This window comes from Agrobacterium sp. CG674 (assembly GCF_053521645.1).
Genome location: NZ_JBNWDZ010000007.1, coordinates 25,648 through 46,472 on the forward strand (window position 1 = coordinate 25,648; position 20,825 = coordinate 46,472).

Annotated in this window: 20 protein-coding genes; 10 read left to right on the forward strand and 10 right to left on the reverse strand. The window is 56.7% G+C overall.

Annotation, left to right across the window (positions count from 1 at the left end):
• Position 1: 1 nt before the first annotated feature.
• Positions 2-952, reverse strand: a complete 951-nt coding sequence (locus tag ACQZ51_RS17910) for an FAD binding domain-containing protein (RefSeq protein ID WP_448779280.1) — start codon at positions 950-952, stop codon at positions 2-4.
• Positions 949-1,584, reverse strand: coding sequence for an aldehyde dehydrogenase iron-sulfur subunit PaoA (gene paoA, locus ACQZ51_RS17915; RefSeq protein WP_448779608.1), 636 nt, complete (start codon positions 1,582-1,584; stop codon positions 949-951). The genes ACQZ51_RS17910 and paoA overlap by 4 nt, the downstream gene beginning before the upstream one ends.
• A gap of 215 nt (positions 1,585-1,799) precedes the next feature.
• Here paoA and ACQZ51_RS17920 point away from each other — a divergent pair, with 215 nt between their 5' ends.
• The gene (locus tag ACQZ51_RS17920) at positions 1,800-3,224 is read left to right on the forward strand and encodes an adenylate/guanylate cyclase domain-containing protein (protein WP_448779282.1); all 1,425 of its coding nucleotides are present in this window, start codon (positions 1,800-1,802) and stop codon (positions 3,222-3,224) included.
• Positions 3,225-3,268: 44 nt separating this feature from the next.
• Here ACQZ51_RS17920 and ACQZ51_RS17925 read toward each other — a convergent pair whose 3' ends face one another.
• Positions 3,269-4,156, reverse strand: a complete 888-nt coding sequence (locus tag ACQZ51_RS17925; protein WP_448779284.1) for a LysR family transcriptional regulator — start codon at positions 4,154-4,156, stop codon at positions 3,269-3,271.
• Between the two features lie 214 nt (positions 4,157-4,370).
• Here ACQZ51_RS17925 and ACQZ51_RS17930 point away from each other — a divergent pair, with 214 nt between their 5' ends.
• The 5 genes from ACQZ51_RS17930 (at position 4,371) to ACQZ51_RS17950 (ending at position 9,257) form a co-directional block, all read left to right on the forward strand.
• Entirely contained in the window at positions 4,371-5,492 is a 1,122-nt protein-coding gene (locus ACQZ51_RS17930) for an MFS transporter (protein WP_448779286.1), read from the forward strand.
• 73 nt (positions 5,493-5,565) lie between these two features.
• Positions 5,566-6,669, forward strand: coding sequence for an alpha/beta hydrolase (locus ACQZ51_RS17935; protein ID WP_448779287.1), 1,104 nt, complete (start codon positions 5,566-5,568; stop codon positions 6,667-6,669).
• A gap of 89 nt (positions 6,670-6,758) precedes the next feature.
• The gene (locus ACQZ51_RS17940) at positions 6,759-7,505 is read left to right on the forward strand and encodes an SDR family oxidoreductase (RefSeq protein ID WP_448779288.1); all 747 of its coding nucleotides are present in this window, start codon (positions 6,759-6,761) and stop codon (positions 7,503-7,505) included.
• A 78-nt stretch (positions 7,506-7,583) separates the two neighbouring features.
• On the forward strand, positions 7,584-8,774 hold the full coding sequence (locus tag ACQZ51_RS17945) for a (R)-mandelonitrile lyase (RefSeq protein WP_448779290.1): 1,191 nt from the start codon (positions 7,584-7,586) through the stop codon (positions 8,772-8,774).
• Positions 8,775-8,903: 129 nt separating this feature from the next.
• Positions 8,904-9,257, forward strand: a complete 354-nt coding sequence (locus ACQZ51_RS17950) for a cyclophilin-like fold protein (RefSeq protein ID WP_448779291.1) — start codon at positions 8,904-8,906, stop codon at positions 9,255-9,257.
• Positions 9,258-9,394: 137 nt separating this feature from the next.
• Here the strand turns inward: ACQZ51_RS17950 and ACQZ51_RS17955 are convergent, their stop codons facing one another.
• The 4 genes from ACQZ51_RS17955 to ACQZ51_RS17970 form a co-directional block, all read right to left on the reverse strand.
• Positions 9,395-9,982: a DUF1349 domain-containing protein gene (locus ACQZ51_RS17955; RefSeq protein WP_448779293.1), complete on the reverse strand. Its 588-nt coding sequence runs from the start codon at positions 9,980-9,982 to the stop codon at positions 9,395-9,397.
• A gap of 135 nt (positions 9,983-10,117) precedes the next feature.
• Entirely contained in the window at positions 10,118-10,933 is an 816-nt protein-coding gene (locus ACQZ51_RS17960) for an oxidoreductase (protein ID WP_448779295.1), read from the reverse strand.
• Positions 10,934-11,007: 74 nt separating this feature from the next.
• Positions 11,008-11,781, reverse strand: coding sequence for an SDR family NAD(P)-dependent oxidoreductase (locus tag ACQZ51_RS17965; RefSeq protein WP_448779296.1), 774 nt, complete (start codon positions 11,779-11,781; stop codon positions 11,008-11,010).
• A 64-nt stretch (positions 11,782-11,845) separates the two neighbouring features.
• Positions 11,846-12,142: a YciI family protein gene (locus ACQZ51_RS17970; RefSeq protein WP_448779297.1), complete on the reverse strand. Its 297-nt coding sequence runs from the start codon at positions 12,140-12,142 to the stop codon at positions 11,846-11,848.
• A gap of 123 nt (positions 12,143-12,265) precedes the next feature.
• Between ACQZ51_RS17970 and ACQZ51_RS17975 the strand changes: the two genes are divergently transcribed.
• Positions 12,266-12,703, forward strand: coding sequence for a winged helix-turn-helix transcriptional regulator (locus ACQZ51_RS17975; RefSeq protein WP_448779299.1), 438 nt, complete (start codon positions 12,266-12,268; stop codon positions 12,701-12,703).
• Positions 12,704-12,856: 153 nt separating this feature from the next.
• Here ACQZ51_RS17975 and ACQZ51_RS17980 read toward each other — a convergent pair whose 3' ends face one another.
• On the reverse strand, positions 12,857-15,973 hold the full coding sequence (locus ACQZ51_RS17980) for an efflux RND transporter permease subunit (RefSeq protein WP_448779300.1): 3,117 nt from the start codon (positions 15,971-15,973) through the stop codon (positions 12,857-12,859).
• A complete protein-coding gene (locus tag ACQZ51_RS17985; protein WP_448779302.1) occupies positions 15,973-17,085 on the reverse strand; it encodes an efflux RND transporter periplasmic adaptor subunit in 1,113 nt (370 codons plus the stop codon). Before ACQZ51_RS17985 ends, ACQZ51_RS17980 begins: the two co-directional genes overlap by 1 nt.
• 98 nt (positions 17,086-17,183) lie before the next feature.
• On the opposite strand from ACQZ51_RS17985, the gene ACQZ51_RS17990 reads away from it, so the two are divergent.
• Both ACQZ51_RS17990 and ACQZ51_RS17995 read left to right on the forward strand, forming a co-directional pair.
• Positions 17,184-17,771 (forward strand): TetR/AcrR family transcriptional regulator, encoded by a 588-nt coding sequence (locus ACQZ51_RS17990; protein ID WP_448779303.1) that lies wholly within the window; start codon positions 17,184-17,186, stop codon positions 17,769-17,771.
• A gap of 509 nt (positions 17,772-18,280) precedes the next feature.
• Positions 18,281-19,168: an IS110 family RNA-guided transposase gene (locus tag ACQZ51_RS17995; protein WP_448779305.1), complete on the forward strand. Its 888-nt coding sequence runs from the start codon at positions 18,281-18,283 to the stop codon at positions 19,166-19,168.
• Positions 19,169-19,600: 432 nt separating this feature from the next.
• On the opposite strand, the gene ACQZ51_RS18000 is transcribed toward ACQZ51_RS17995, so the two are convergent.
• Positions 19,601-19,948: a winged helix-turn-helix transcriptional regulator gene (locus ACQZ51_RS18000; protein WP_448779307.1), complete on the reverse strand. Its 348-nt coding sequence runs from the start codon at positions 19,946-19,948 to the stop codon at positions 19,601-19,603.
• A 95-nt stretch (positions 19,949-20,043) separates the two neighbouring features.
• Here ACQZ51_RS18000 and ACQZ51_RS18005 point away from each other — a divergent pair, with 95 nt between their 5' ends.
• A complete protein-coding gene (locus tag ACQZ51_RS18005) occupies positions 20,044-20,790 on the forward strand; it encodes an SDR family NAD(P)-dependent oxidoreductase (protein ID WP_448779309.1) in 747 nt (248 codons plus the stop codon).
• Positions 20,791-20,825 lie beyond the last annotated feature (35 nt).

The window sequence follows — 20,825 nt, forward strand, 5'->3', positions numbered from 1 at the left end:
ATTAGCTCCTTGCTTGGGCAATGACGGCACTCAAAGCGCGTTCGACCAATTTGATCTTGAACCGATTATGTTCGGTTGGTTTTGCATCCGCAAAAAGCACAGCCGATGTTGGCGCAGCCCCCTTTGGCAACTGAGCATCTGCTTCTTCGATGCGCCATGGCTTATGCGCAACGCCCCCAACCGCAACGCGCCCGGTACCGTCTGGCTGGATGACGGCGCCTACCGAAATAATGGCAAAAGCGTAGGATGCCCTGTCGCGGACTTTGCGGTAGATATGCTGTCCACCAAGAGGCTTGGGGAGGCTGACGGCGGTGACAAATTCGCCCCGTTCCAGACTGGTCTCGATATGCGGCGTTTCGCCTGGCAGTTTGTGGAGTTGAGCGATGGGTATGACATTTCGGCTGCCATCCGGCTTGACGGTTTCCACGACCGCGTCGAGAACCCGCATGGCGATTGCCATGTCACTTGGATGGGTCGCGATGCAGGTATCACTGGTGCCGACGATGGCATGGAGGCGGCTAAAGCCGCCGATAGCCGAACAGCCGCTACCCGGCTGGCGCTTGTTGCACGGCTGATTGGTATCGTAAAAATACGGACAGCGAGTCCGCTGCAGCAGGTTTCCGGCAGTGGTTGCCTTGTTACGCAACTGTCCCGATGCCCCGGCTAGGAGCGCGCGCGACAGAACCCCGTAGTCGCGACGGACCGTTTCATGAGCGGCAAGTTCGGTGTTGCGCACCATCGCCCCGATGCGCAGGCCGCCCTCCGGCGTGGCTTCGATCTTGTCCAGGCCGAGGCCGTTGACGTCGATCAGATGCGTTGGCGCCTCGATCTCAAGCTTCATCAGATCGAGCAGGTTCGTACCACCTGCGATGAACTTAGAGTCTGGATTTGAGACCGCGGCCTTGACGGCGATGTCGATGGATGTGGCGCGCTCGTATGTAAAGGCTTTCATGTTTTTATCCCCGCAGCTTCGGCAATGGCCTCAACGATGTTAGAATAGGCGCCGCACCGACAGATGTTACCGCTCATGCGCTCCCGAATTTCTTCAGGCGTAACGCTCACCTGTGCGGTCAGATCGCTGGTGACGTGGCTTGGAATGTTGGCCTTGAACTCCTCCAGCAATGCTACGGAGGAACAGATTTGGCCGGGGGTACAGTACCCGCACTGGAAACCGTCGTGCTTGACGAAGGTTGCCTGCATGGGATGCAGATCGCCCGGCTTTCCAAGTCCCTCGATCGTGACCACGTTGTCACCTTCGTGCATCACCGTCAGCGTGAGGCAGGCGTTAATGCGGCGGCCGTCTACCATCACGGTACAGGCACCGCATTGCCCGTGGTCGCATCCTTTCTTGGTTCCCGTAAGATGAAGGTGCTCGCGCAGCCCATCGAGCAACGTCGTGCGGTTGTCGACGTCGAGAGTCCTGCTCTCGCCGTTGACGGTCAGGGAAACCTTAGAGGTCAGTTTTCCTTCCTCAGGTGGCGACTGTGCAATCGCGTCCCCGGCCACACCGGTCACTGCAACTGTCGCGGCTGAGGATATGAGCAGGTTTCGACGCGATATCTCAAGTTGAATGGGGCTTTGCATATCCGGCTCCGCTTCGTTTTCGGTTTTGTCGAGCGCGGATGAACCACGCCACACTACAAAGTAACGGTGCATTGGAAAATGATTAGGGGCGTTCAGTCGCTTGTACTTATCGGGTCTCGACATAAATACCTCGACTTGAAGAGCACTCCATTGATGTTGGAAATCCATAAGTCCATGCGGCATTCTCCGGCTAATCCCGAATGATCGATTGACGTATGGTGGACTACGGTTCGACAAGCCTGAAAACCGATCCTGTCCTATCCCAGCTTGTTCGCCCGCCTTGGTCTGCAACGGGACTGGACGATTGGAACAAGATGGTTGAAAAACGCCCCGCACTCGACTTTGCCGAAACGACCGCTAATGCGCTGCGAAAGGCCGAGCGTGCAGGCTTCAGGTTCGCCGTGTTAGGCCGCACCGTGGCCGTTATGGCGCTCGCGACCAGCTTCTTGCTCAGTTACTACTACCCCATCAATCTGGGAATTTTCGGCATAACAACGTTCATCGCCCTCGCAGGCCTCACGTCGCTTGCGGCGATCCGCACGCGCTATGAGAAGCCTGCCAGATTTGCGCTCTTCGCCTTCGATGCGTCATCCGTGACCGTCTTGCTCGCATTCGTACCCTTGAGCAGCGGCGGCGACATACCCCAGAACCTTGTCTTCCTGACAAGCTCGGTGCAGCACTACTATCTGGTCGTTGCCGCCGCCGTTCTTACGCTTTCACCCCCGCTTGTTCTGTGGACAGGAGCCTGGGCAGCAGGCGGACTTCTCTTTGCAACATGGTGGATCATGTCCGGCATGGCGCAAGTTATCACCTATGCGAGCCTTCCCATTTCCCCAACGCGGGATGTTTATCTCAAGACCGTGCTCAACCCAGATTTTCTTGGTCTGGCGTCACGGGTTCAGGAAATGCTGCTTGTCCTTCTGGTCACCGCCATTGCGGCGCTGGCGGTTCACAGAGCACGACGGGTTGTGAGCGATCATGCCGAGGCCAGAGCGAGTGAGCGGCGCGTTCAAAAGATCTTTGGCCGGTATGTTCCGGCCCCAGTCCTTCGCGAGCTCCTCGATGAAGGACATCTGGCTCCCCAGACCAGGCTGGCAACGCTTCTCTTCGTCGATATCAGGGGATTTACCAGCCTTTCCGAGGGTTTGCCGCCCTTGCGGCTCGTCCGTTTTCTGAATGCGTTCTTCAGCGCTGTCACTGATATCGCCGACGAAAATGGTGGAGTCGTGGTGAACTATATCGGTGATGCGGTGCTGATATCGTTCAATGCGCCACTTCCCGTTTCAGACCATGCCAAGCGCGCACTCGCCGCGTCTGGGGACATTTTGAAGGCAACGCAGAATCGGCAGTTCGATGGGATTTCTATCGGTGTGAGGATTGGAGTAGCCACCGGGCTTGTTGCAGCCGGAACGCTGGGTGCTGACGATCGCCAAACCTACACGGTGTACGGAGACGCGGTCAATCTGGCGCAGAGGCTCCAAGAGTTGAGCAAACAGACGAAAACTGATTGCCTAATTTGTGAAACAACAGCGCGTCAGGCAGGTCATGATCTCGCCCTGACAAGCCTTGGGGTCCATCCGATCCGAAACTTGCTTTCACCGGTCGAAGTCTTCACATTCGCCGATGGCGTTTTGAGGTAGCCTGCACGGCACGTCTTACGGGGTGTCCAGTGCAAGTGGAAGCGTCAAGCCTTTAATGCATCGACGATGACCTTGAAAGCGGGCGAGTTTTGCCGTCTGCTTGGATAAAACAGATAGTAGCCTGTAAACATGGGACACCATTCATCGAGTATCTGTATCAATTGCCCCGATGCCCGCTCTTTTTCAACGAGACTTTCCGGCACATAGGCAATGCCATATCCGGCAACTGCTGCATCAATCATCGCGTATGACGAGTTGAACGTCAGTTGCCCCTCGACACGAACCCGGACTTCTCTGCCGTCCTTTTCGAACTCCCATGCATAAAGCCCACCCGCTCGCGATTGCCGGTGATTGATGCAATCGTGACCCACCAGTTCTTGCGGCGTCGAGGGCGTTGTCCGGGTCTCCAGATACCGGGGAGACGCGACTGCGACCAACCGCCAGTCTGGGCCGATGCGAACAGCGATCATGTCCTTATCCAGGCTTTCACCCAAGCGGACACCTGCATCGAACTTCTCTTCAACGATATTTCGAAACCCATTATCACTGTTCAGCTCAACCTTGATATCGGGAAACTCGTGCAGCACCGATCGCAGTTTAGGCCACACGACGCTTTCAAGCGCGTGATCGGAGAGGGTTATCCTGACCGAACCGGATGGTTTGTCCCTGATTTCCATGAGCGCGTCGATCTCGGTTTCGATTTCCTGGATTCGCGGTGCCAGTGATCTAATCAATCTCTCACCCGCTTCCGTTGGAGCGACATTGCGCGTTGTCCGCGTCAGCAGGCGAAGACCCATCCGAGCTTCAAGTTTTTTGATTGTGTGGCTGATGGTTGATTGCGAGGTGCCAAGTTTCGCCGCCGCCTTGGTAAAGCTTCGCTCCTCTGCGACTGCCAGAAACCACAGCATGTCATTAAGATCTTCCCGTTTCATGGTCGCCTCCGCCATCATTTATTGATGTCATAGGTCGATAAGTCCAAGCGAATTGCAATGGCTAATCTCAATATTGAGCCCGACATATAGTGGCGCCATGACACATCAAGCTTTAACATCATCCGACCTCGACAACGGTGACAATAGCGCTGCAACCCCTTTGACACAGACGTCGCATGGACCCAGGGCAGCCTCTTGGGGAGCTGTCTTTTCAATGGCATTGTGCGTGGCCGTCCTTATTGCGTCTGAGTTCATGCCGGTAAGCCTCCTCTCACCGATTGCAACCGAGCTGGGCGTGACGGAAGGTCGTGCCGGCCAGGCAATCTCGATCTCCGGGGTCTTTGCTGTCTTGACCAGCATTTTCGTTGCGGCACTGGTGCGCAGGTTCGACAGGCGGATCGTGCTCGCGACATTTTCGTTGATGCTGGTGCTCTCGGGAGCGATCGTCACGTTCGCCCCTGACTATACCGTCCTGATGGTTGGGCGGGCTATGCTCGGTGTCGCTATCGGCGGGTTCTGGTCCATGTCGACCTCGATCGTCATGCGGCTGGTACCGGAGGATTCCGTTCCCAAGGGCATTGCCATGCTAAACGCAGGCAATGCCATTGCAGCGACGATATCCGCGCCGCTGGGAAGTCTGCTCGGGAGCTATGTAGGCTGGCGCGGCGCATTCTTTACAGTCGTCCCTCTGGCCCTTGTCGCACTGGTTTGGCAGTGGATGAGCCTGCCGTCGCTTCCACCCCGCCGCCACGAGGGTTCGTCGAATGTCTTCAGGCTGCTCGCCCGGCCTCAGGTTGCCATTGGCATGGCCGCGATCATGCTGCTTTTCATGGGTCAATTCGCCCTGTTTACATATCTGCGCCCATTTCTGGAAACCGTCACCGCGGTCTCGATATCGACGCTCTCGCTCCTGCTTCTTTTGATGGGTCTGGCAGGCGTCGCGGGCACCACAATCGTCAGCCAACTGCTGCACAAACACCTCTTCCTCATTCTGGGCACGATCCCTCTCATCATGGCGACCCTTGCCGTGGGATTGATCGCGTTCGGATCGTCTCCCGTCGTGACGGCCATTCTTCTCATCGGCTGGGGCCTGTTCAGCACGGCCGCTCCCGTCGGCTGGGGCACGTGGCTCAGCCGCACCATGCCTGACGATGCGGAGGCCGGCGGCGGGCTGCAAGTCGCAACCATCCAGCTTGCCATCACGCTGGGCGCTTCGATCGGCGGCGTGCTGTTTGATGGCTACGGCTGGTGGACCGCTTTCCTCTTCGCAGCAGCGCTGCTTGTCAATTCCTTCCTGCTCTCCATCGCCGCATCGCGTTTCTCGACACGCCCATGAACCGTCACGGCGGTCCTTCCAGGCAATGCACCCAAGTGAATTCCAGCTCATCACCATTCACGGAAACATGCAGATGTTCAATCAAGATCAAGACGACACGACAACACAGAAAACCGCCATGGACCGTCGCAGCCTGCTCAAGATGACAGGCGCTGGCGTCGCTGCCCTAGGGGCGATGTCTATTTTCGACGCAAAAATTGCAAAGGCTCAAGACATGTCCAACGGCGCCTCCAATTTCTACACCAGCGATAAGGTGACGCTGCAGAAGGTCGCATTCAAAACCCAGTATCAGACAAATGTCGCCGGCAATCTTTTCCTGCCCAAGAACCTCGACCAGGCGTCGAGGAACCCGGCGATCATCGTTGGCCACCCAATGGGTGCGGTCAAGGAACAGAGCGCCAATCTTTACGCCACCAAGATGGCCGAACAGGGTTTTGTCGCGATGTCCATCGATCTGCCTTTCTGGGGCGAAAGCGAAGGACAATCGCGCAATCTGGTTTCTCCGGAAGCCTATGCCGAAGCCTTCAGCGCCGGCGTCGATTTCATCGGCTCGCATGCCTTCGTTGACCGCACCAATATCGGTGCCATCGGCGTCTGCGGCAGTGGCAGCTTCGTTATCAGTGCGGCCAAGATCGATCCGCGCATCAAGGCGGTCGCAACCGTCAGCATGTACGACATGGGCGCTGCTTTTCGCGATGCATTGAACAAATCGCAGACGGTCGAGCAGCGCAAGAAGTTCATCGCCACTGCAGCAGAACAGCGCTGGGCCGAGGCAGATGGCTCCAATATCCAGTACATCGGTGGCACCACATTGCAACTGACGGCCGATACGGATCCAATCCAGCGTGAGTTCTATGACTTTTACCGGACGCCTCGCGGTGAATTCACGCCTGCAGGCGTGGCAAGGGAGACGACGACCAAGCCGACCCTGAGCAGCAGTGTCAAATTCATGAATTTCTATCCGTTCAACGACATCGAGACGATCTCGCGCCCGATGCTGTTCATTTCCGGAGACCAAGCCCATTCGAAGGAATTCAGCCAGGATGCTTACAACCGGGCGTCCGAGCCAAAGGAACTGGTCTGGGTCAAGGGAGCCGGCCACGTCGATCTATATGATCGTGTCGACCTCATCCCGTTCGACCGGATTGCCCAATTCTTTGAACAGCATCTGGCGTAGGCAAATCCATCGCAGGAAGTGGCTATTTGCAGCGGGGCTTGCCGCTGCCACTGCCCCGTATCTGCCTCCCTCTCTAAAGGAGACCTGAAATGACCGACAACATCGCCGGCAAAACCATTGTCATCACCGGAGCCTCAAGCGGGATGGGAGCGGCGGCCGCCCTTCACCTAGCCGCCAAGGGCGCAAATGTTGTCCTCGGTGCGCGTCGTGCCGACCGCATCAATGCACTTGCCGCCGAAATCATCGATGCTGGTGGCCACGCCACTTCTGTCACGACCGATGTGACGAGGAAGGATGACCTGCGGACGCTGGTGGACACTGGCGTGGAAACCTACGGACGGATCGACGTGCTCATCAATAATGCGGGCATCATGCCACTCTCTCCGCTGGAGAGGTTGAGGGTTGATGAGTGGGACCAGATGATCGACGTCAATCTAAAGGGTGTTCTCTACGGCATCGCCGCAGCACTCCCGCACATGAAAGCCAAGAGATCCGGCCACATCATTAACCTGTCCTCCGTGGCAGGCCACAAGCTTTTCGGCGGCTCGGCTGTGTATTCAGCGACCAAGTTCGCCGTGCGGGCGGTGTCCGAGGGACTAAGGCAGGAAATGGCTCCGTACAACATTCGCACCACGATCATATCTCCGGGCGCTGTCAGAACGGAACTCCTCGAACATATCACTGAGAAAGATGTGCAGAAAGCGAACCAGGACTATGTTGGCCAAGTCGGCGTGCCAGCCGAAACCTTCGCCCGGATGGTCGCCTTCGCGATCAACGAGCCCGAGGATGTTGCGATCAATGAGATTCTTTTCCGTCCCACAGCTCAGGAACTTTAAACCTTGAGCCGCAGACCGTCCTAAGGGCCGCATTCACGACGGCCCCGAAGTTCATGCCAGTAATTGAAGGATACCCAGATGAAGAACATTGCCGCAAGCATTGCCTTCTCGGCTCTCGCCGCAACAGGAGTGGAAGCCCAGGAAGAGCGAAGAAGGGTTGCTCCTCCAGCCGTCTACACGGTCGCACCGGGGCTTGGCCATTTCACGGATGACGTCCTCTTCGGTGAGGTTTGGGTAAGAACCGACCTTGCGCCTCGCGACCGTAGCCTCGTCACCCTCTCGGCAATTGTGTCTACCGGGAAAAACGAGCAGATCGCTGCACATGTGAGCCGCGCCCTGGATAACGACTTAAAGCCCGGCGAGATCGGTGAGCTCATCACGCATCTAGCGTTCTACTCGGGATGGCCGAATGCAATCTCTGCTGTCACAGAAACAAAGAAGGTCTTCGATGAGCGCCAGATTGCACCTTTAAGCAACAGCGAAGCGACACGCATTGAATTGGAAATCGCAGCCGAGGCCACTCGAAAGGGGACGGTCGATGCTGCCGTTGCGCCGACAGCGGCGGCCCTAGCCGACCTTACCAACCGTGTGTTGTTCGGAGACTTGTGGCAGCGACCAGATCTTTCAGCGCGAGACCGGAGCCTCGTGACGATGGCCGCGCTGATCGCGGTTGGTCAGCCGGAGCAATTGCCGTTCCATGCCAACCGCGCGATGGATAACGGCTTAACGCAGTCAGAAGCTTCCGAAATACTGACACATGTTGCATTCTACTCTGGCTGGCCCAGAGCCATGTCCGCGGTACCTGTCCTCAAACAGGTTTTTGAAAACAGGAATGGAATTGAAATGAGCGCTCCACAGGCAAACATTACGATCACTCCCGCAGGAAGCAGTGCTGCGCCAGCGCCTGCTGAGTACTTCACAGGCAGCGTCCATATCTCAGGCCGTTATCACGCCGACGCTCCTGCGCGCATTGGCGGCGCCACGGTTTCCTTCTCGGCTGGTGCTCGCACTGCTTGGCATACACATCCTCTCGGGCAAACTCTGTTCATCGTGAGCGGGCACGGCTGGGTGCAGAAGGAAGGTGAGCCAGTTCAGCAGGTCGGCCCAGGAGACGTTGTCTGGATTCCCCCGCTGATCCGGCATTGGCATGGCGCCTCGGCTAGTGAGCCGATGAGCCATTTCGCCGTGGCCGAGGCGCTCGACGGAAGCGCTGTCACCTGGATGGAGAAGGTCTCCGACGAGGACTACGCCAAGGGCGCCGCAGAGTAGAACCAAAACTATCGCCTGCGGGGTGGATGTCCACTCCGAGCTTACATGCAAAATCGAAACGGAGACGAACACGTGCCCAAGATAATATTGGCCTCTGCTGTCGTCGCACTAGGATTGACAGGACCTGTCATGGCTCAAGGAAGCATCCGGATTTCCTCAGCGTGGGGAGAAGTCACCGCTACCCTCGCCGACAACGAAGCCGCCAGATCGCTGGCGCGGATGCTGCCATTGACAATCGAGATGTCCGACCATCTCCGCCAAGAAAAGACGGGAAACCTGCCCTCTGCCCTGCCTGAGCTTACACGACAGCGAGACTTCTCGGTCGGCACGCTTGGTCTGTGGAGTGCCGATCATTTCGTGATCTATTATCGCAGTGGACGTGTTCCCTCTCCGGGCATTATTATCCTCGGGCAGGTGACGGGAGATGTTTCGGTCTTCGACCGCCCAGGACCTGTCACCGTAAGGCTCGGGGCTACGGACTGAGTGACGCATGCAAACCCAAACGGATTTGCATTTTCGCCATTAACATTTGCGCGATCTTCTGAGATGCCACGCAGCACCCATTTTCACGCGTCCAAGATCGGTTTTGGATCTATCAAATTGAACACTGAGTGGCACCGCTACGCTGTAAGGTCATGAAGATCGGTGGTGATCGCTGCACCTATTGTGAACTCCGAAAAACGAACATCCAGTCCCCCTCGCTCCGGTGTGCACGCTGTCGGCCCGACCAGATAACGAAGTGCCTCCGGAAACGGTGCCAGTCGCAGCAGTGGCCAAATCCTGCCATCGGACGACGCCTGAATACGCATCGCACCTTCCTTTAAGGTAACCCGAATATAGAAATCCTCGAGCTCCTTGAAAGGCTGGGACACCGACCAGTCAGATCTTCCGTCGGTGACAACGGTGCTGAGGAAGCGCTCCCCGTCTGTGAACTCTACTCCGGTCTTCACCCATCGGTTCTCATCAATGCGAACCATGAGGCCTGCCTGATCATAGAGAGACCGGAATTCCCCTTGTATGCGGACACACGCCGTGAACCCGTCGTCAACGGAGGACCCGAGGAAATGACCGCTATCGCGCGTAAATCCATAATGGGTTTTACGCCAGAAATCGGTGTTCGCATCCGTCGTCAAGGTGAGGGCAGTTTCTGTGGCCTCCCACACTGCCGGCTCGTTCAGCCACGTGGCTTCTTTAAGATTCATGACCATGAGACTGTCCTCCGTAACTACCATTTGCGCCCATGAGGGGAGCGTCATTGCCAAGTTGAAGCGATACCTGTGATCGTTGCCTGCGTAAAGAAAGCGTCCCTTTTTTTGGGAGACGCTTGTCCATAAGCAACACTGTCAGGCAGGAAGCTTCATCTGCTTGCGCAGGCTCTTGTCAAACGCGCTCGCTGGCACGAAACGGCGCAGAAAATGCAGTTGGCGAGCGGCTTTCGTGGCGGGGTGCCGCAGCTTCGGCGACTTGGCTGTCGCCGCTCTCACGACAGCTTCCGCAACAAGCTCCGGCGCATCGCCTGCCTTGATGGCGCTGTTCCATAAGGCTTCAATCGTTTTGCGCCCCTGATCGTAAACACTTGTCATGCGGTCGGGCCGTGTCGCGTTATGGTCCAGGGCTGTGTTTGTGAACGCAGGCTCCACCAGAAGCACCCGGATACCAAGTGATCTGACTTCATGGTCGAGAGATTCCGAATAGCCTTCGACGGCGTGTTTGGTGGCTGCGTAAAGCGCGCTGAACGGACTTGGGATAAAGCCAACAACCGAGCTGATATTGATGATGCGCCCGCTGCGCTGCTGGCGCATGATGGGCAGCACTTCATTAGTGACCCGGATGATACCAAAAACGTTGAGGTCGAAAAGCGCCTGCGCCTGCTCAACCGACGACTCCTCGGCTCCGCCGATCAAGGCACCACCTGCGTTGTTCACAAACACATCGATGCGACCCGCCTGATTGACGACTTCCGCGACCATGCTGGCAACCGACGCGCTGTCGGTCACATCACATTCGAGCATGGTGATGCCCGCTGGTGACCCCGCCCTTGCTTTCCGGCTGGTTCCGAAGACCCGATACCCCGCCGACTGGAGCGCTTTGGCAGTAGCGAGGCCGATGCCTGATGCCGCACCAGTAACGACTGCTACGCTGCGATTATTTGTATCCATTTCGATAACTTCCATTTGCTAACGAGGCAGTTGAGTGGGTGAGCGCCGCTGGGCAGGGCACATGTGACGAACACTTATTTGCGGTATCGAGCGGCTGGCTCGGAATTTCCAAAGCCTGTGGCCAGAACACCTCTGGCCTGCTCGAATGCTTCCCATACTGCGACGTCAGGCACAGGCGGGATCGTTACGAGTTCCTTGCGGTCGAAACCGATCAGCGCGGCATCGACAAGGTCTTCGACTTCCATGACGTTCGGAACGCGGCTGATGTCGCCCCCGGCCCGTTCGAAGATTTCCGTACGGGTTGCGGCGGGCAGGACCGCCTGCACATAGATTCCCTTGGAAGATACCTCGGCGGCAAGGCTCTGCGACATCGTCAGCACATAGGACTTCGTCGCCGCGTAGATTCCATGGGAGTGCTCCGGAAGAAGTGCCAGTACCGACGCAATATTTACGATCGATCCACTGCCACGCTCCACCATTCCCGCGATAGCGGCAGATGTGAGCAAGGTCGGAGCCAGGACATTCAGCCGCAGCAGCTTGTTCATCGCGGCGGGATCGGTTGACGTGAAGCCACCGAGCAGGCCTGCCCCCGCATTGTTGACAAGGATATCGATATGCGGCGCAGCCTTGAGGCGCGTTATGACACGGTCAATCTGGTTTTCGTCCGTCAGGTCCGCCGTAATGGTTTCGACAGCGACACCATGCGCCTGCTGAAGCTCAGCGGCGAGCACCTCCAGTCGATCGGTGGCGCGGGCAACAAGGACGAGATCGTGGCCACGAGCAGCAAGGCGACGTGCGTAGACTGCGCCGATGCCGCTGGAAGCGCCAGTTATGAGTGCGATGGGCATGAAGGTTCCTTCAGGCGGCTCTTGCCTGCCAGTTGGTTAGGATGAAATTATGATATCTACGGCCTCAGCCGCGGAACTTCAGGTGAAGCATGGGATGGTGCTCGTAGTGGCCAGCACCGTTCTGCACGATCGGGTCTTTGGAGGTCAGCGTTTGGATCTCTTCCTCGTCGGCGATCTCATAAAGCGAAACACCGTAGCCGCCCGCAGGATCCATGACAGGTCCATGGGCCACGATCTTTCCTTCGCCGAGGAGATTGTCGAGATATGCGCCATGTTGGCCCATCCAGTTTTTCTCTTCCGCACTCATCGTAGCCAGGAAATCGGTGCGTGGGGGTATGTATTTGCAAAGGTAGTATTTCATGATCGGGTCCTGATCGAATGGGTGTCAGCGACTTCTAAAATTCCTTGAAACTGGCGCTGGAATGTCGATGACCAATAGGATACTATTGTTTTGATACTGTGTCACTACTAATTTGAGATGGACATGAAGAATCTTGCAGACCAACCCTGCCTTATCGCTCGAAGCCTCGCCCTGATCGGCGACGCTTGGAGCATGTTGATCCTCCGCGATGCCCATGCAGGATCGACACGCTTTGAGGAATTTCGCAAAAACCTGGGCATCGCGCCAACGATGCTGACGACAAGGCTTACCGCTCTGGCCGAAGAAGGAATTCTTGAAAAGCGACGATACTCCGAACGTCCGCCCAGGGACGAATATCAGCTCACGGCTTCGGGCCGCGACTTTTTGCCAGTTCTCTTCGCTCTTGGAGCATGGGGAGGAAAACATCGTGGCGGGGGCGAGTATACGAGATTCTACGATGAAGAAACGGGCGAGGAAATCGATCCAGTGACCATAGACCAAAGAACGGGTGCACCCATTGGATCGCGCCCTATCAAGGGCGTCATGCCGACCTCAAACTAGCAAGACGTATTTGCAGGGCGGCGTCGTTTCCCGGTTTGATGGTTGCCACACCACGAGCCTCTGACCATCGACCGAGCTATGGCCGCTTCTGGATGCTGCCAACTTCTGGCAGCATCCGTTAAATGGCGGGTTATTTTCGCTGGATCGGTTGGCCTACTCCGCCGCCATAGCATGCCCATGGCCCGGCTCCCGCTGAATATCAGTCTGCTGAGAAGCTTCAGCTTTCGGGGGCTTAATGCGGAACCAAACGGCGTAGAGCGCTGGCAGGAAAAGCAGGATCATCGCTGTCCCAGCCGCTGTTCCACCGATCAGCGTATAAGCCATAGATCCCCAGAACACCGAATGGGTCAAAGGAATGAACGCCAGGATCGCCGCAAGCGCCGTCAGGATCACAGGTCGTGTTCGCTGCACTGTTGCTTCGATAACGGCGTGATAGTCATCGAGCCCCGCCGCCTGGTTTTCCTTGATCTGCTCCGTCAGGATCAACGTGTTGCGCATGAGGATACCCGCCAGTCCAATCAGTCCGAGAATCGCGTTGAAGCCGAACGGCTGATTGAACAGAAGCAAGGTTGGAACCACTCCGGCGAGACCGAGAGGTGCCGTCAACACCACCATCGTCATCGTTGATAAGCTTCGAACCTGCAAGATGATGACAATCAATGTGGCCGCGATCATAAGCGGGAAGACTTGAACCAGCGCCGTGTTGGCCTTGAGCGACTCTTCGATGTTGCCGCCCATCTCGATCCGGTATCCGACAGGAAGCGAAGCGATCAGCGGCTGTAGGGCCTTTATCACCTGTTGAGACACTTCCGGAGGCTGGGTCGCCTCGTTGATATCAGACCTGATCGTGATGACCGGTGTCCGGTCGCGACGCTTCAGTATCGGCTCCTCGAACCGGATCTCGGAGTGCCCAAGTTGATCCAGCGGAACCTGACGGCCGTCCCTGCTCATCAGTGAGAAGTCCGCCAGGCGTGATGGGTCGAGCCGATTTTCACCTGCGCTGCGCGCCACGACTGGTACGTTGCGGATGTTATCGCGTACCTGTGTCACCAGGATGCCGCTCAGCAGCAACTGCATCTGCTGTGCTGCCTCCGAAGGCGAGAGGCCTATCAGATTGAGCCGCTCCTGATCGGACACGAACCGCAGGACAGGGGTTCGGTTGCCCCAATCCCTGTTTGCCTGACGGACATCGGGAACGGTTTTCATGATGGCTAAAGCCTGTTCGGAGATCTTGTAAAGCTCATCCTGATCAGGTCCCATAATGCGGAACTCGACCGGGAACGGTGTGTAAGGACCGAACACAAGCTGGGTCACGCGCACCGACGCCTCGGGAACCAGACCTTCCGATATGGCGGCACGAAGACGGTGCTTCAAATCTTCTCGTGCATGAGCATCTGGGGTGAGTGCGACGACCTTGGCGAAGGCGGGATCCGGCAATTCCGGTGACATGGCGAAGAAGAACCTTGGAGCGCCCTGACCCACATAGCTGGTAACGATATTGGTCTCGGGCTGCGTTTGCAGCCAGTCCTCGACCTTCTTGACCGCAGATGTCGTCGCTTCGATGCTCGTTCCCTCCGGCATGCGCACCTCGACAAGCACCTCCGGCCGATCCGATGTCGGGAAGAATTGCTGCTTCACGCCACCCATTCCAACAACAGAGACAGCCATTGTGATGCCAACGATTGTGCAGGTCATGAACTTGTGGCGAACCGCAAACGCGATTGTTGATCGCAGGCGTCGGTAGTTCGGTGTATTATAGATGGCCTCATGGCCGCCCTCGACAGGCCTGATGTCCGGCAGCATCTTGACGCCGAGGTAAGGTGTGAAGGTCACGGCGACCAGCCATGAAACAATGAGGGCAAAACCCACGACCCAGAAGATGTTTCCGGCGTATTCGCCAGCCGCCGATTTCGCGAAACCAACGGGCATCAATCCGATGATCGTGACGAGTGTACCAGATAGCATAGGGGCTGCAGTATGGCTCCAGGCATAGGCGGCGGCCTTGATGCGGTCCATGCCTTCTTCCATTTTCACGACCATGACTTCGATGGCGATGATTGCATCGTCAACCAGAAGTCCGAGCGCCAGGATCAGTGCTCCGAGCGTTATGCGGTCGAAAAACCGCCCGGTTTCCAGCATAATGAGAAAGACGACGGCAAGAGTAAGCGGCACGGCCAGCGCGACGACGATCCCGACACGCCAGCCCAATGCGACCAGGCTTACGAACAGGACCACGCCAAGTGCCATTGCGAACTTGAGCATGAACTCGCCAACGGCCTCATCAATATTGACCGCCTGATCGCTGACTTTGGTGAGCGTCATACCCAGCGGCAGCGTCTGCGCGATCGCGGCCGATCGTGCTTCAAGCGCCTTGCCGAGATCGAGACCGTTCCATCCTGCCTGCATCACAGCACCCAGCATGATCGTCGGCTCGCCCTCATGGCGAACGATATAGGTCGCTGGATCTTGATAGCCGCGCCGCACCTCCGCCAAATCGGACAGCTTCAGTGTCCTTCCACCGACCGCAATCGGCGTGTCGGCTATTGCCTGCTCACTGTTATAAGCACCGTCGAACCTTATGAAGACTTGCGGCCCTTTCGTGTCGATCGACCCTGCAGGCGTGACGGTGTTTTGTCTCTGCAAAGCTGTGGCAATATCCAGAGCGGAGATGCCGAGCGTAGCGAGCTTCGCGAAGGAGAACTCTACGAAAATCTGCTCTTGGCGTTCTCCAACGATGTTGATTTTCTTGATACCTGGGACGTGAAGCAGATCCTGACGGATGACTTCCGCCTGCCGCACCAGGTCTCGCATCCGCATACCCTTAGCTTTCAAAGCGTAGAGACCGAAGCTGACGTCGGAATACTCGTCATTGACAAACGGTCCCATCACGCCCGGAGGCAGGTTTCGAGCTTCATCGCCAAGCTTCTTGCGCGCCTGATAGAACTCCTCTCCAACGGCAGCCGCTGGCGTATTGTCTTTCAGCGTGACCGTGAGAAATGCATAACCGGGCCGTGTGGTCGTCTCGACACGGTCGTACCATGTCAGTTCCTGAATACGCTTTTCGAGCGGCTCAGCCACGAGGTCCTGCATTTCGCGGGCAGTGGCACCCGGCCAGACCGATGTGACCGTCAGCGTCTTGATGGTGAAGGAAGGATCCTCGGCGCGTCCAAGCTTGATAAAGGCGTAGACGCCCGCAGCGGCCAGCAGCACGATGAAGAAAAGGGTGATAGCGCGTTCGCGAACCGCGATCGCGGAAAGATTAAAGCTCATTATTTTGAACCTTCCTGCTGCGCAGCGACTCTAACGGCGGTGCCATTTTCGAGAAGGTGAGCACCAAGTGCCACGACCTGCTCGCCAACGTCGATGCCAGTGACAAAAGCGTTCTCTTCGCCAATTCTCTTTACGGTAATCGAGGCGAATTTCACGGACGATGACGTCCCATCGATAACCCAAACGCCTGTGCGGCTGCCGTCATCAAGGATAGCACCGACCGGGACAGAGACTTCCGACTGCCGGTCGACGTCTTGAATTCTGATTGTAACAGTCGAACCAAGCGGCGCAGAGCCTGCATCACCATCGAGCACATAGCGGGCTTCGTAGGTGCGGGTTTGAGGGTCTGCGGAATCGGATATCTGTCTCAGTCGAGCGTTTACACTGAGCCCGTTACCACCATAGACACTGGCTTGCGCTTCGGAGCCAACCTCGGGACGTAATGTCTCAGGCAACCAGACCACCGCCTCACGTGGGTCTGCCTTTGCCAATCGCACCACCGTCTGGCCCGCCGTAACAACCTGTCCCGGATCGCCAAGGGTCTCAACGACAGTTCCATCCGAGTCAGCAACAAGTGTGGTGTAGTGTGTTGCGTTTTCAGCAAGCTCTTCCTCCGCTTGCGCTGCAGCGAGCTGCGCTGTGGCCGTATCCAGAGCCGCCTTTGCCTGCTCGTATCGCTGGGGCGTGGCCGCAAGGCCATTCTTCACCAGCGCCGCATAGCGTTTTTCGTCCGCCTGTGCCTGGATCAGGACAGCGCGTGCTGCGGTGACCGCATTTCGTCTGGCTGTTAGCGCCAGTTGCAGGTCAGCTTCGTCAATCCGCATTAACGGCTGTCCAATATTCACCCGCTGGCCGACATTGACCATGCGCTCGACGATCTCGCCCGGAATCCGAAAGCCGAGGTTACTTTGCACCCTTGAAGCGACGGTTCCAGTAAATGATCGCTCGACCGCATGCGTTTTCGTTACCTGCGCGGCACGTACCAGTGGTGACGCTGTTCTTGGATCTGCAACTACCGCCGTTTGCGCAGACGTTTGCGACATCACTACAAAGGCACCAGCGCCTGCTGCGACTGCGAGGCCGAATAGGATCAGGACATGTTTGCGTTTCATTTTCAGTTCTCTTCTTGACGAGCGATCCAAACGAATTAGATTGCGACCTAACTCTATTTACAATATAGATGTCAATCGAAATCTAATTGGAGGTCATCATGAGAGTGAGCCGAGCGCAGGCAGAGGAGAACCGGGACAGGGTCATTGATGTCGCAAGCCGTCTATTTCGAGAGCATGGCTTCGATGGCATAGGACTGAAGGACTTGATGAAAGGTGCTGGTCTCACCCAGGGTGCTTTCTACAAACAGTTCACGTCCAAGGACGACCTCGCGGCACTCGCATCGGCGAGAGCCATGGAGAGCGCCACAATGAGATGGTCCGAAGCCTCTGCAAACAGCTCGGATCCGCTCGAAGCTATCATGGACTTCTACCTGTCGACCGACCACCGGCGAGAAAAGGCAGAAGGTTGTCCTTTGGTCGCGTTGGGATCGGACGCAGCTCGCCAGAACACAGAGGTCAAGCAACCATTCGAGGACGGGATTCTCGCCCATTTCGAGGTGTTGGAAAACTTGATGGGTGGAGGAGAGGAGTTGGAAGCTCGCAACAAGGCCATGGCGATCCTGTCCCTTATGGTGGGTGCGGTCACGCTGTCTCGTCTTTCGCAAGATGAGCCCCTGTCTCAGGGCATCTTGAAGTCAGCGGCTGGCGAAGTCCGGCGTATTGCGGGTCGGGCAAATACGCCCTGAAAAGGGGCTCCAACTGACATCCGAAAACGGAAATTATTTCCAATCGGTTGACCAGTTGACCGATGCCCCAAAGCCAGGGCACACGGTCGCTCGCGATGGGAAAACAGAAGGAATTTTAAAAAACTTCCGATAAACTATTGAAATCATGTGAGAATCTTCGGTCCCAACGGAAGTCATTTTTGACCGATTTTTTCGATCTAAAATGGCGATCATCTCCCTCTCGGAAAAGTGGCATCATCTCAATAACTTGAGCGATCTAGACCGCAGGTTCCTTGAGCCATCCGTCGCGTTCGAAGATCGTCAGGAAAATTGGCTGGGGACCCGCAAGCAACGACCGCACCGGGGCCGGAATCTGGCTGTCGGATAATGTGCGAGTGAAAGCTAATGCTGAAATCTAAGCATTTGTTGCTGTTGCTCGCTTTTGGCCCTAAGCATGCGTAATCGGGCGGTCCCACAAGAGGCAAGCTCCTAGTATAATCCCGGTGCAACCGAGATGAAGGGAGATGACGATGTTCTACGCTGCTTTAGACGTGTCACTGCGCTCAGTGGCAATTTACATCATCGACGAGTTCGGGAAAGTCAGGCTCGAACGCTCTGGGCCATCAGACGTACCTGATATTGTCCGCTGCTTCCACGAGTTCGGCGAACCTATCCATCAAGTCGGACTGGAAGCTGGCACGTTGACGCAACACCTGACTTACGGCCTCACGGAAGCTGGCTTCGATGTCGTGTGTATGGAGGCTCGCCAAGTCAGTGCTGCTCTTTCGGCCATGCGGAATAAAACGGACAAAAACGATGCCCGCGGTATAGCTCAACTGCTTCGGTCAGGTTGGTACAGCCGGGTCCATGTGAAGAGCGTCGAAAGCCACTACACCAGGGCGCTTCTTAGCAGCCGAAAGGTAATACAGCGAAAATGCCTTGACCTCGAAAACGAGATTCGGGGACTGCTCAAGGTCTTCGGCGTGAAGCTGCCGGTACGTCTCAGGGGCGGTGCATTCGAGGAGGCCGTCCGCGGCACAATCGAAAACGATCCAGCGCTCAGTCATGCGCTTTTGCCAATGCTGGACGCCAGGCAGATGCTCTTGGAGACGTTCCTCGAGCTGGATCGACGTGTCCGAAAGGCCGCCAGTCAAGATGCCGTAACCACTCGTTCCATGAGTGTTCCGGGCGTCGGATATGTCACAGCCCCGAGCTTCAAGGCCGCAGTCGACGACCCAGCCCGTTTCAAGAGCTCACGAACGGTCGGAGCTCACTTCGGATTAACACCTCGACGTTCCAATCTGGTGAAAAAGATAATCCCGGCCGCATCTCACACGCCGGTGATGCCGATGTCCGCGCGACGCTTTACGCTGCGGCCAACGCGATGCTCATGCGATCGATTGCGTGGAGTAGCCTGAAAGCATGGGGTGTGCGTCTCATGAAAACCAAAGGGAGGCGGCGAGCTATCGTGGCTGTTGCCCGCAAAATTGCTGTCTTGCTCCACCGCATGTGGATTGACGGCACAGAATTCCAGTTCGGATCGGAGGCTGCGGCATGTACTAAGAAAGTCAAAAATTCCGATCCTGGCCGGATCGCCCCATGCGGACGACGGGATGGATTAAGCCGAATATGAGTGCTGCGCTTCGAGCTCGTCTCTAAGCGAGGCTCTCCAGACCCTGATCCCATGCATGCGTGCAGCGGCTCCAAACGAAACTGAGCCACCAGACTGCGAAGACAAGCGTGACCCGCGTGGACGATCAGGCCATCTAGGATAAAAAGAAAGAGCTTGACCCCAATGCCCGATTAGAGAAGCGGTCGTCCAGAGAAAGATATCAGGCAATCTTACTCAACTAGACAGGCTCTCGTCGTGACATGAGTCTCTCAACCTCCGACATGTGCCGCGTTCCCCAAGCACAAAGAGGCTTCAGCGCCTCAGCAAGCGTTTTGCCAAATGGAGTAAGCGAATATTCGACTTTTGGAGGAATTTCCTTGAAGTCCTGCCGATCAACAATCCCGTCGGCCTCTAGTTCTTTGAGCTGCTGGATGAGCATCTTATCGCTGACATGGCCGATAGCACGTCTGAGATCGCCATAACGTCGAGCTTCGTGAGCTAGGTGAAACAGGATCAAAGGCTTCCATTTACCGCCAATGACAGCGAGTGAGGCGTCGAGCCCGCAGACAAAACTGGATGAAGCCATTCAGTATGCTCCACGTACTTACCAAAAGGTGCATACTAGTCGCTTAGAAACCAAGTGTCTATATTGATCTCGCACATACGTTAAAGGAGATTTCGATGGGCAAACTTCAAGGGAAAATCGCTGTCATCACCGGCGGAAGCAGTGGGATAGGTCTAGCGACTGCAAAGCGGTTCGTTGCGGAGGGGGCTGAGATTTTTATCACCGGACGCCGTCATGAGGAACTTGATAGGGCGGTCGAAACAATTGGCGCTGGAGTGACAGCAGTACAGGGCGACGTGTCGCGGATGGACGATCTCGACCAACTGTTCGAAACGGTGCGAGACAGGAGCGGTCGGATAGACATCCTCTTCGCCAATGCGGGCTTGGGTACGTTTGCCCCACTTGGTGCGATTGACGAGACGTCATTCGATCAGACGTTCAGCGTCAACGTCAAAGGTACTGTGTTCACGGTGCAGAAAGCACTGCCGCTGATGCAGGCGGGTGGATCGATCATCCTCACCGGATCGACAACGGGCTCCATGGGAACAGCAGCGTTCAGCGTCTATAGCGCGACGAAGGCAGCGATCCGCAACTTTGCCCGTAGCTGGGCCTTGGATTTAAAGGGGTCAGGCATTCGGGTCAACGTGCTGTCTCCTGGGGCCACGGAAACGCCCGGCCTGAAGGGTCTTGTAACACCTGCAGAGGAGGCTGCTTTGCTTGAAGGTCTAGCAGCGCAGATTCCGCTCGACCGGGTCGCAAATCCCGACGAGATCGCGGCTGTAGCACTGTTCCTTGCTTCGGAGGACAGTAGCTTCATGACCGGCAGCGAAGTCTTCGCCGACGGTGGCGCAGCGCAGGTGTGACAATTGAAAGGCTCGACGAACACGTGCAATCGTAT